The following is a 12,153-nucleotide window of genomic DNA, read 5'->3' as shown; positions in this document are numbered from 1 at the left end:
AATAGTTCTTAACGTTTCTTGATGGTGTTTGTCCATTATATAGATGGCTTAATATTTCCCCCAACTTACACTGTACCCAAAGGAATAAGCATATTAAAAAACACTTTATTTTCTATCCTCAATTAGGCTATATTATTAGTAACGACACGGAGGGCAAAAAAGTGGAAAGAGAATCAAGCATCGAAAACAAATTAATTAATCAACTTGTCACCGGCAAGTCACAATGGACTTTTCGTGATGATCTAAGAAATGAAGAACAACTTTGGGATAATTTCTTCACGATTTTATCTAACAATAATCGTCGAGTACTAGGGGAAGTTGCTCTAACCGAAAACGAAAAATCTGTTATCCGAGCAAAAATCATTCATCCAACTTTTTATCAAAGTGCAGTTTGGCTTGCAGGAGCTAATCGCCAAGTTCGTGTACAAATTCAGCGCGATAACACCAAGTTAGGATTAATTGATCTTCTGGTACTCGATAATACTAACATTGCAGGTGGTACTTCAGTTTATGAAGTGGTTCACCAAATTAGTTACCATAAACGATCTGAAATGAATCGTAATCGACGTGGGGATGTAACCTTGTTGATTAATGGTTTACCCTTGATTCATATTGAGTTGAAAAACCGAGCACATAGTACCAAAGAAGCCTTCAATCAAATTCAAAAGTACATTAATGAGGGTGAATTTAACGGTATTTACTCAACCTTGCAAATGTTTGTAGTATCTAATGGTAGCTACACGCAATACATTGCTGCAAATGAACAGTTACGGGAAAAGTTTCTTACTAATTGGGTTGACGATCATAATGAACCTGTCAGAGATTATCTAACTTTTGCTAGAGATGTGCTTTCGATTCCAGCAGCTCATAATATGATTGCCGATTATACTGTTCTTGATAATGTTCAAAAAAACATTATTTTGTTGCGTCCTTATCAAATCCATGCGATCGAAGCAATCAAAAAAGCAGCTTATGGTGATAATCCAACATCTGGATTTATCTGGCATACAACTGGTTCAGGAAAGACCTTGACATCATACAAAGTAGCGCATAACTTATTGACGATTCCTGCAATTGATAAAACTGTCTTCTTGATTGACAGAAATGATCTTGATGTTCAAACTACCCAAGCCTTTGAAACATATGCAGAAAATGATTCGATTGAAGTAGAAAATACTGACAATAGTTATGTACTTGCTAAAAAGTTAACTGCCAACGATAAGAAAGTGATCGTAACGACCAGGCAAAAAATGCAAGCCTTATTTAGACGGATTAAAGAAGATAATACTCAGAAGAAGCTATATCAAAAACTGCAAAAAGTAAATCTCGCATTTATAGTCGATGAATGTCACCGGGCAGTAACGCCTGATCAAAAGAATGAATTAGATGCATTTTTCGCTAAGAAACCACGTTGGTATGGTTTTACAGGTACTCCTTTATTTGATGAAAATGCCCGTCAAGAAAAAGGGAAAAACGCGCGAACAACAGAACAGCAATATGGTCCATGTCTTCACAAATACACGATAAAGGACGCCATTCGAGACAATGCTGTTTTAGGTTTCAGGACCGAAGAAAGAGGAGCTGTGAATGAAAATAGCGACAATGAAAATTCACAAGACCTTGCTAAGCAATATCTCTCAAAGAGCCATATGTATGCGGTAGCTAAGAGTATTATTGAAAGTAGCTACCGTTTGTTAGGCATCCATAATATAGGGCGAAGAGGCTATAGCTATGAGGCGATTTTTACTACTTCTTCAATTAAACAGGCACAAGAATACTATAAAATTTTCCAAGATATAATTAATGGTAAAACTGACTATAAAATCCCTCGTAAAATTAAGGAGCAACTTCCAGATTTTCCTAAAATTGCAATCACTTATTCAGTAGCTGAGAATACTGATGAGGCTGAAGTAAATCAAAATGAGATGAAGGCTTCGCTTGAAGATTACAATAAAATGTTTAATACCAACTTTTCATTGGCCAATTTAGCTGCTTATAACGCTGATGTTAATAATCGTTTAGCTAGAAAGATGCCACAATTTAGGGCTAGAAGTCAGCAAATGGATTTGGTAATCGTAGTTGATCGACTATTAACTGGATTTGATGCACCAGCTTTATCAACTTTGTATATTGATCGTCCACCAATGCCAGCACAAAACCTATTACAGGCATTTTCTAGAACTAATCGAATTTATGATCAAGATAAAAAATATGGTCAAATTGTTACTTTCCAATATCCTGAAAAATTCAAAGCAGCTGTGAATACCACATTAGCCCTTTATACTGATGGGGGAGGAAGTGAAATTTTGGCTCCTAGTTGGGAAGAGTCAATTGCTCGTTTTGATATTGCTGAAAAGCAAGTAGTTAAATATGATGTTACAAGCAACTACAATATCACCCAAGCTCCTGATGAAGAGCAGATAGACTTTATAAGGGCATATCAAGATTTTGATAAGAATTACGCTGCTATCCAAACCTATGATGAATTTAATGAATTGGATATGGAACAAGAATACGGCCTTAATGATGCGTATGTTGAAGAAATGCAGGCAGCCTATGAGGTCTGCAAAGAAAATCAGAAAAAGCCAGTCGATCCAATTGATCCAGAACCTGAACCATTTGATCCAGATTATGTTCTAGAATCTTTGGATCACCAAACTATAAATTATGAATATATCGTTCAGCTTATTCAGACGTATATTCCTTCTGAAGATCAATCTGTTGCAATTAGTAAGGCAGCGATTGAAGAAATTGACCGCTATATTGACCGCTTAAATAAGAAAAATCCATCCTTAGCAAAAATCATGGCAGAATTGTGGCTTAACATTCAAATGGATCCTGAGAGATATCGCAATCGTCAGGTAAATGAATTATTGCAAGAAATGATTGATCAGGCTGAAGATAAGCAGCTTAAGGAATTTGCAGATGAATATTGTCTCGATTTGATCAATCTAAAGTTTGTAATCCATAACTATGATCCCGAGCTAAAGGATTCGGAAGTTCCGGGCTTAAATGAATTACTGCAAGATCCACATGCCTTTGAGAATTATATTAATAAGGGTGGAAGTGAAAAGACACGCTTGAAATGGCGCAAAGCCGTTAGAAAGGGAATCAAAGAGTTATATCTAAGTGGAGTAGTAAATATGTAAAATGCATATTTTTAAAGTGAAGCATACGAAAAAGGATTGTCTGCGATGTAGCATGACAATCCTTTTATTATTCAATTAGGCTGGGTTAAATCTCAATAATTTCTCGATCAACATAAACTTGATAGCGGGGATGAGATAGACCGCGTTCTTCGAAGTCAGTATCTTCCCAATCATCTTTGATGTCGGTTGTTGTGTAATATTGATTTATTGCATCTTTGTCGAAAATAATTTTTGATACGGGTGAGAAAAAGCCCGTTTGTCCAATCAGCAGATCTGTATCTGTTAGTTCAAGAATAATAGCATTATCGATAACATACTTATCAATTTTATTACCATAATCAAGTCGGATATTATCTCGGATCACTCTGATAGAATCGATTTTCTGATTAATTATTTTGGTATCTAAATGGTCAGGTTGAACAACTGGTTTGAAATTATTTCTAGATTTTAAATCGTTTATCTTATAACCTGCAAGTTCATCTATATCATTAAAATATTTAACAAGGCGATAGTTGTTATCGATTTCTAAAGTATGGGTATCGCTAACAACTAAAATGTTTCCAAAACTAATACTGTGAGTATTTAAATCTTCTGCTGTAATTGACACCAGAATATCATTTTGCAGTTTAGCTAATTTTTCTAATCAGTATTAGATAAATAGAGTTGATCCATGTTATTTGCCTTTCTTGATAAAATGTATTTTTTTCAATCTTTCTTTTCTGCCTTTTCTCATAATTGTGATTTCTACTGCTGGACTATTTGAAGTAGAAGTAATAATTCTATACAAGATCTGTTTCATATCTCTGATAAGGTATACCTTCATTAGTGAGTATTCCAAAAACATCCTTCGGGGCAGGTCCATAAATTGCAACTGCACGAGGACGTTTGTTTTCTATTAAGAATTCTAACCCTTCTCGAATTCTTTGATGATCTGTATAACTACGACAGTTTCCATGTGTACCAATACAAACAATAGCATCTTTTGGGATACCGTCTGCGCAAAAATCAAAGGTTTCTTTTGTTCCAGATCGATAGTTAGCAATAACTGGTATAGAGTTATTAATCAGAAAATGACCTACTGCACGCATTCGATATGTATTATACATTTTGTAAATAATTGGGAAATCCTGGTAAGTACTAAAATCAGGTTGGATTACTGATTCAAACTTACAAAGAAGTGGTAACCACTGGTATGGATTCTTCCAGATTCCATTTTTATTTGAGTCGAATTTGTAATCATCCTTATAGAAGCAGACTGCTGCTTTGTAATCAGGATTTTTCTTTTTGATTTCATTACGTGCTTACTCAAATATAATGATTTTAGTAGGTAAGTTGGTTACGATATTTTCACAAAGAGGAATATCGTAATTACCTTCAAATTTTGCATTTTCAAGCATGAATTGAAAATGTCTTGTCTAGCTAAATTACGCATAATTAGCCATCCTTTCTTAAAAATATTTACAAATATATTAAGATCGACAAATATAATTCTGAGCATGCTATACTTAATTTTGTCTTATTGGTGAAGTATGCTAAGCATGCTCACCCTTTTTATCTATCTAAATATATTTTTTAACATATATTATACCAAATGCTGTATCTATGTAAAAATACGATATCAATATATTGTATTTTGAATGAATGGAATAACAAAAATTTTATCCTTGCTTGAGGTGACCAACATGGAATAAATTTTACCAACATCAAAAGAACTATTACCAAATTTATTAGGGGCTTGAAAAAGTCGCAAAACTAAAAAGTGCTAGAAACCACGTTATTTAAAACGCGAGTTCTAGCACTTTTTGATTAGTTCTATTACTTAAGTAAGAATTGTAAACCGGCTGCAGCAAAGGCACCAACCATAGGACCACAGAATGGAACCCATGCGTATGACCAGTTTGCATCAGATTTGTTAGGAACTGGTAAAACAGTGTAAGCAAATCTTGGAGCCCAGTCACGAGCAGGGTTCATAGCGAAACCAGTTACGTCACCAAGAGCTTGACCGATAACCATAATCAACAAACCAACTACAAATGGCTTCAAACCTTTTTCAAAGTCACCAAGGTTTAACAATACGAATACCAAAGTGAAAGTTGCGATAACCTCACTCATAAAGTTGAAGAAACCATTTGGAATTGCAGGACCAGTAGCAAAGATACCAACATTGTTTCCATCTTCAGCAGTCTTAGTTTCTTTGAATTGAGGGTAGAAGTGAACGATGATCAAAGCTGCACCCAAAAAAGCACCTAAGAATTGACCTGCGATGTATGGCAATACTTGACTCCATGGGAAGAAGCCAAAAGTAGCAAAGGCCAAAGTAACAGCTGGGTTCAAGTGACCATCAGCACCGAAGCTAGCAGCTACATAAACACCGAAAGTGATTGCTAGACCCCATGAGAAAGTTACATAAATCCAGCTTGAACCACGAGCAAAAGTCTTCTTAAGACTGATTGAAGCACCAACACCACATCCAAGTAGGATTAAGAAGAAGGTACCGAAAAATTCTCCCAAAAAACCTGACATAAAAAATCCTCCATAAAATAAATTAACATACAGATTGTACAGGAAAATTTTAAATAAGGGAAGAAGAAAGCTCTTTCAATATGATGATAAAAGTGTTTTATTCTATAACGTGATATTTCCCCGAAGATATAGCTTGAATTTTGTAAAACACGAACATTAAGGCAAAACAAAAAAGACGATCACAGATCATCTTTTGCTTAAATTTCTTACTTTTGAATTTCCTTCAAAGTCTTTTCGTAATCACGAATTACGTTGAAGTTTGAATCTTTAGCATCAACATAACCATAGTGGTTGTAGATACTTTCCATCATTGCGTTACCCTTCTTAGTCTTCATGATAGCTTTGAAGGCCTTAGCAATCTTCTTGCGCCATGATTGTGAAAGGTCACTTCTTACAGAAATGGTGTCGTTTGGAATCCACTTAGTGAAGTAAATTGGAACAACATCTTTCATAACCTTTGGTTCATCCTTAGCTGCGATTGGACGTGCGTCTGCAAAAGTAAAGGCAGCATCAACATCACCATTGTAAACAGCAAGAACAGCTTGGTCAGCACCCTTGATGTTAACGATCTTAGAATCCTTCAATACGTTTAAGCCCTTCTTGTAAAGTTCAACAATAGGGAATACGTAACCGGATGAAGAAGTTGGGTCTTGAACACCGATCTTCTTACCCTTAAGGTCTTTCCATGACTTGATCTTTGAACCCTTCTTAACGATGATCATTGAACGGTAAGCGTGCATTAACTTGTTGTTAACTTTACCACTTGGTTCGTCATAACCATAACGTTCAGCTTGTAGAAGAACATCAGCGATTTTACGTTGGTGTGCTAGAACATAAGCGTCAGGTGGCATAAAACCAACATCAACTTTCTTTGATGACATAGCTTCAACTAAACCGTTGTAGTCGGTTGAAACAGTAACATGAACTGGAATACCAAGTTCTTTCTTAAGCATGCCTTCAAGTGGCTTAGCCTTAGCTTCAATTGTGTTAGCTTGGGTACTTGGAACAAATTGGACATTTAATTCCTTAGGGGTGTATCCATCTTTACTTGATGAGCTATTGCTACTGCTGTTGTTTGAACAACCAGTAATTAAAGCAGCAGCTGCGAAGGCGAATGCGCCGACAACGAACTTCTTAAACTTCATGAGTTCCTCCAAAAAATCTTAAATTTGTTTGCTATTTAGTTATAACAGAAATCAATTTGGTGTGCAAGATAAAAATTAACAAAAATCATAATTAATCTTTTAAATGTACGGAAATAGCTGAAATAATTGACAAATAGTCCATGTGTGTACTAAAATTTTTGAAAAGAAAAATTGCAATAGAAAGGAATAAGTATGCGTAAAAATTTAACCGAAGACTTGAACTTAGGCGTAATTTCCATGTCTCAGGGTTATCATTATTGGTCACAGCTGCACGGCTTAACAGATTACCTAACAAATATCTTGTACGAATTACTAACACATGACCAAATGACTTTGACTGATATCACCAAGCGTTCAAACCTACCTAAGCAAACGCTCAGTAAAGGGATCCACCAATTGCTTGACCAAGGTTATTTGGTACAAGTTGATGATCCTACGGATAGTCGCATTAAATGGTGCAAATTAACCGAAAGTGGCAAGAAATATGCCAAACGACAAGTAGGTCCATTGTTTGCTTTAGAGGAAGAATTAATTGCCGAATTAGGTGCAGATAAAGTTATCTTGATGAATGACCTGATTCAACAATGGAACGAGAAGTTTTGGGAAAAATTAAAAGCGGAAAGGATGAAAGCATGAAACTGTTGTTGCCGTATTTTAAAAAATATGCCAAAGATACACTGCTATCAACGATCATGGTAATTATTACTGGCCTCTCGACTTTGTATCAACCTAGGATTTTGGAAAATATTCAAAAAGCTTTTATGGCTGATCAAGGTCATAATGTGATGAATGAAGTGATCTTACTGATTGCTATGGCTGTAGTAGCAATCGTGGCAGGGATATTAATGGTATTCTTCACTTCTAGATTAGCGCAGAATATTACGAGTGATCTTAGAGAGCGGACATATCGCAAGATCCAGTCTTTTTCCTTTGCCAATATCGAGTATTTTTCAACGGGATCACTGACAACTCGATTGATCAATGATATGAACCAAATAACCAACCTTATCATGAACTTGTTTTTACAGTTGTTAAGAATGCCGATCTTGATTTTCGGTTCAATCATTTTTTCAATCATTACGATTCCAAGATATTGGTGGGCTACCTTGCTAATGGCTACACTTTTGACTTCCCTTGGAACTAGTGTGCTCAAAAAAATGGATGCAATTTTCGAAAAATTCCAAGTAAAAATGGATGATATTTCTACTCAAGCTAAAGAAACCTTACAAGGCGTAAGAGTGGTTAAATCATTTAACCAAGAAGATCAAGAAATTAAGAAATTTAATCAAACTTCTGACCAATTAAATGTTTATAACTTGCAGATTGGTTATTGGTTTTCAACGATCATGCCAGGCTTGTTGTTGATCGGATATTTGATTATTGCCTTGGTGATTTACCTAATTGGAACTTCGATCAAAGCTCATCCAAGTGATGTAGCAGTTATCTCCCCATATTTAAACTACATTTTGACACTTTTATTCTGCTCAATTAACTTAGGTGCAGTGTCGATGACTTTTACTAGAGGTAATGTTTCTTTGAAGCGAATTCAGGAAGTTTTAGACACGAAGCCGGATGTAGTTTTTAATGATAAGGCACCTAAAACCAAATTAGCTGGTTCAATTGAATTTGATGATGTGTCCTTTACTTATCAAGGAAACGATGAGCCAACTTTAGAGCATATCAGCTTCAAGGCAGAACCAGGGCAACAGATCGGAATTGTTGGCGCAACTGGTTCAGGAAAATCAACTCTTGCCCAATTGATTGCCCGAATTTATGATCCAACAACTGGAAAAATAAAAATCGGTGGTTCCGACTTGCGAGAAGTATCAGAAGAGGCATTGCGTAAAACAGTTTCATTTGTTTTGCAAAAAGCAATCTTATTCTCCGGAACGATTAAGACTAACTTGCAACAAGGTAAGAATGAAGCCACCAACTATGAATTAGAACGAGCTGCCCAAATGGCGCAAGCGCAAGAATTTATTCAACGCTATCCCGATAATTTTGATCATGAGGTGGAAGAACGGTCAGCTAACCTTTCAGGTGGTCAAAAACAGCGTCTTTCGATTGCTCGTGGTTTGATTAGTGGGGCTCCAATTTTGATTCTGGATGATTCCACTTCAGCTTTGGACGCAGAATCTGAAGCTAAAGTCCAACAAGCGCTTGAAAAAGAACTTAAAGATACGACTACGGTAATTATTGCTGAAAAAATTGTTTCTGTGATGCATGCCGATAAAATTCTGGTACTTGATGATGGGAAGTTAGTAGCTCAAGGTACTCATGAAGAACTGTTAGCAAGTTCACCAATTTATCAGGAAATTTATCAAACACAACGTGCTAAAGAGAAGCGGGGTGAATTTTAATGAAACAGCGAACACCAATTCAATATTTTATTGCTTATTTAAAACCCTTCTGGAAGGGGATTACGGTAGTTGTGATTTTATCACTGCTATCAAATATAGCTATGGTAATTGCTCCGAAGTATCTTGGTAACGCTGTAACAGATTTAACCAAATTTGTTGCCAGTGGTTTTACTAATCAAGCCAAGATGGACAATTTCTATCATGCGATTATCAGCATGATAATTTTCTATGCGTTATCCATTTTTGCCACATTTATCTCTTGGATTGTTACTACTCGGTTCAATGCTTATGCTACTAATAACATGCGCAAAAACTTGTTTGGCAAATTCCAACGTATGACCATCAAGTATTTTGACAATCATCAAGATGGTAAGCTACTGTCATTGTTTACTTCCGATTTAGATAATGTCTACAATGCTTTGAACAACGCAGTGTTTGAAGTGATTGCTCAAAGTATGACCTTGATTGGAACTGTTGTGATGATGTTTATGATCAATGTTCCTTTGGCGATTGCTACAGTAGCGCTGACTCCTTTTGCATTAATCGTAAGTATTTGGATTATGAAAAAGGCCAAAATCTATCTTGATTTACAACAAGCTGAAATTTCTAACTTAAACGGTTATATTAACGAACAGATCGACGGGCAAAAAGTAATCATTGCCAATGGTTTGCAAGAAGAATCAGTTAAAGGCTTCCAAGGCTACAATCAAAAAGTTAAGGATGCCATGTTTAAGGGCCAATTTTATTCTGGTATTTTGTTCCCATTGATGAATGGTTTGTCACTGTTGAATTTAGCAATCGTCATTGCTTATGGTTCTTACATGATCGTAGCTGGTCAGGTTACTAAGGCTGTAGGATTAGGATTGATTGTTATGTTTGTCGAATATTCACAAAATTATTTCTTCCCTTTGACACAGATTACGTCGATTTATTCAATGATTCAGTTGGCTTTGACAGGAGCTAAACGCTTAGCACGGGTTGAAGCGCAAGATGAAGAAGATCGCGTACCTAATGGAAAAGAACTCATCAAACTTGAAAATGGTGTAAAGCTAAAGAATGTCCGCTTTTCGTATAAACCTGGGAAAGAAATTCTTCACGATATTTCAATTGATGTTGATAAAGGTAAATCCGTCGCTTTAGTTGGACCAACTGGTTCAGGGAAAACCACTGTGATGAACTTGCTTAACCGTTTCTATGATATCGATAGTGGAGAAATCTACTTTGATGATACCGAAGTCAAAAATTTAACCTTGAAATCATTGCGTAATAACGTTGGAATTGTGCTTCAAGAATCAGTGATTTTTACGGGAACGATTCTCGATAATATTCGCTATGGTAAGCCTGATGCCACTTTATCTGAAGTGCAGGAAGCTGCAAAAAAAGCTAATATCCATGATTTCATCATGTCCTTACCTGAACAATACGAAACGAAAGTCACTGATGAAAATAGCTTATTCTCTACGGGTCAAAAGCAGTTAATTTCTATTGCAAGAACGTTGATCACCGATCCAGATTTCTTAATTTTGGATGAAGCTACTTCAAACGTAGATACAGTTACTGAAGAGAAGATTCAAGCAGCGATGGATAACGTGATCAAGGGGCGTACTAGTTTTGTGATCGCTCACCGCCTAAAGACGATTTTGAATTCAGATAAGATTGTCGTATTGAAAAATGGGGAAATCATTGAAACAGGCAGTCACGCAGAATTGTTGAAAGAGCATGGTTTTTACTATAAGCTGTACACAAGTCAAATGGCTTTTGAATAAAAGTGAGGTTGATAAGATGACAAAAGAAAAAACAGATGCACTATCAGGTGCATCAATGAAGCATGAAGAAGCTGAAACCACTAGTCCTTGGCCAGGTCCTAAAGGAATGATTCCTGTAACTAGTGGAAGAGCTGATGACGCTAATGTTCATAATCGGGCTTATTTAGATTCGATCTTAGTTGAAATGCGGATCATTGATGCCGTTAAGCCTGATTTAAAGAAGCAGATTTTTGGTCAACAATTCGCTTCACCATTGATGCTGGCTGCTATCTCACACCTTGATACGATCTATCAAGATCAAGGTAGAAGTCCCATGCATGAAAAGGCAATGGCTGCAAAAAAAATAAATGTTCTCAACTGGATTGGAATGGAAAGTGATGAACATTATCAAGAAATTATCGCTGGCGCCGGCCCAACGGTTAGAATTGTAAAACCATTTGCCGATCATGATGAGATTGTCAAGGAATTGCAATTTGCAGAGAAACTAGGAGCTGTAGCAGTAGGAATGGATATTGATCATATTCCTGGAACTGATGGCAACTATGATGTCGTTGATGGTATTGAGCTTGGACCTATTAGCTTTGAAGATTTGAAACGTTACGTTCACTCTGTCAAGCTTCCATTTGTTGCTAAAGGTGTTTTGTCGGTGAGTGATGCCATTAAAGCAAGGGATGCAGGAGCAAGTGCAATTGTTGTCTCTCACCACCATGGTCGAATTCCTTTCGGTGTACCACCTTTGAAAGTATTACCCGAGATTAAATCAGCTCTTGAGGGTAGTGGGGTAAAAATTCTTGCTGATGGTTCATTGATGTCAGGATATGATGCATATAAGGCTTTAGCCATGGGTGCAGATAGCGTCTTGATCGGAAGAGGCATTTTGTCAGAATTGCTTGAAACTGGTGAAGCAGGCGTCATTGAGAAACTTACGAAAATGAACCAACAATTGAGTGAAATGATGATGTATACAGGAGTAAAGGATACCGAATCATTTAATCGCTCAGTATTGCACATGTAATAACTTGTCAAAAATTAATCAGTACCTAAAATTTTGGGTACTGATTTTTTATGTTTTACCAAATATGTACTTATATAATGGAAGTTATTATATGTTATATTGCTATTCATTGGTGTTGATTTCTTCGAGAATAGATAAGATTTAAAAATTTAATGGATTCTTATGTTAGTTTGAAGCTGATGATGGTACACTTAA

General features: G+C 36.2%; 9 protein-coding genes. 5 read left to right on the top strand and 4 right to left on the bottom strand.

Annotated elements, in window-relative coordinates:
* Nucleotides 1-161: 161 nt before the first annotated feature.
* Nucleotides 162-3,149, top strand: coding sequence for a type I restriction endonuclease subunit R (locus BN52_RS04325; protein WP_008473037.1), 2,988 nt, complete (start codon nucleotides 162-164; stop codon nucleotides 3,147-3,149).
* An 85-nt stretch (nucleotides 3,150-3,234) separates the two neighbouring features.
* Here BN52_RS04325 and BN52_RS04320 read toward each other — a convergent pair whose 3' ends face one another.
* The 4 genes from BN52_RS04320 to BN52_RS04305 form a co-directional block, all read right to left on the bottom strand.
* Nucleotides 3,235-3,756: a hypothetical protein gene (locus BN52_RS04320; RefSeq protein ID WP_008473036.1), complete on the bottom strand. Its 522-nt coding sequence runs from the start codon at nucleotides 3,754-3,756 to the stop codon at nucleotides 3,235-3,237.
* Nucleotides 3,757-3,928: 172 nt separating this feature from the next.
* Complete coding sequence (locus BN52_RS09795; RefSeq protein WP_082621063.1) at nucleotides 3,929-4,438, bottom strand: DUF4417 domain-containing protein; 510 nt, start codon at nucleotides 4,436-4,438, stop codon at nucleotides 3,929-3,931.
* A gap of 526 nt (nucleotides 4,439-4,964) precedes the next feature.
* Nucleotides 4,965-5,672 (bottom strand): MIP/aquaporin family protein, encoded by a 708-nt coding sequence (locus BN52_RS04310; RefSeq protein WP_008473034.1) that lies wholly within the window; start codon nucleotides 5,670-5,672, stop codon nucleotides 4,965-4,967.
* A gap of 206 nt (nucleotides 5,673-5,878) precedes the next feature.
* Nucleotides 5,879-6,817, bottom strand: a complete 939-nt coding sequence (locus BN52_RS04305; protein ID WP_008473033.1) for a phosphate/phosphite/phosphonate ABC transporter substrate-binding protein — start codon at nucleotides 6,815-6,817, stop codon at nucleotides 5,879-5,881.
* Between the two features lie 192 nt (nucleotides 6,818-7,009).
* Between BN52_RS04305 and BN52_RS04300 the strand changes: the two genes are divergently transcribed.
* From BN52_RS04300 to BN52_RS04285, 4 genes are read left to right on the top strand one after another with little or no spacing between them, the layout of a single operon-like run.
* Nucleotides 7,010-7,453: a MarR family winged helix-turn-helix transcriptional regulator gene (locus BN52_RS04300; RefSeq protein WP_008473032.1), complete on the top strand. Its 444-nt coding sequence runs from the start codon at nucleotides 7,010-7,012 to the stop codon at nucleotides 7,451-7,453.
* Entirely contained in the window at nucleotides 7,450-9,177 is a 1,728-nt protein-coding gene (locus BN52_RS04295; RefSeq protein ID WP_008473030.1) for an ABC transporter ATP-binding protein, read from the top strand. Before BN52_RS04300 ends, BN52_RS04295 begins: the two co-directional genes overlap by 4 nt.
* Entirely contained in the window at nucleotides 9,177-10,943 is a 1,767-nt protein-coding gene (locus BN52_RS04290; protein WP_008473028.1) for an ABC transporter ATP-binding protein, read from the top strand. Before BN52_RS04295 ends, BN52_RS04290 begins: the two co-directional genes overlap by 1 nt.
* 16 nt (nucleotides 10,944-10,959) lie before the next feature.
* Nucleotides 10,960-11,958, top strand: coding sequence for an alpha-hydroxy-acid oxidizing protein (locus BN52_RS04285; RefSeq protein ID WP_040473376.1), 999 nt, complete (start codon nucleotides 10,960-10,962; stop codon nucleotides 11,956-11,958).
* Nucleotides 11,959-12,153: the final 195 nt, after the last annotated feature.

Source organism: Lactobacillus gigeriorum DSM 23908 = CRBIP 24.85, assembly GCF_000296855.1.
Lineage (GTDB): Bacteria > Bacillota > Bacilli > Lactobacillales > Lactobacillaceae > Lactobacillus > Lactobacillus gigeriorum.
The sequence above is the reverse complement of the archived record's forward strand: the minus strand, read 5'-3'. Positions and strand labels throughout refer to the sequence as shown.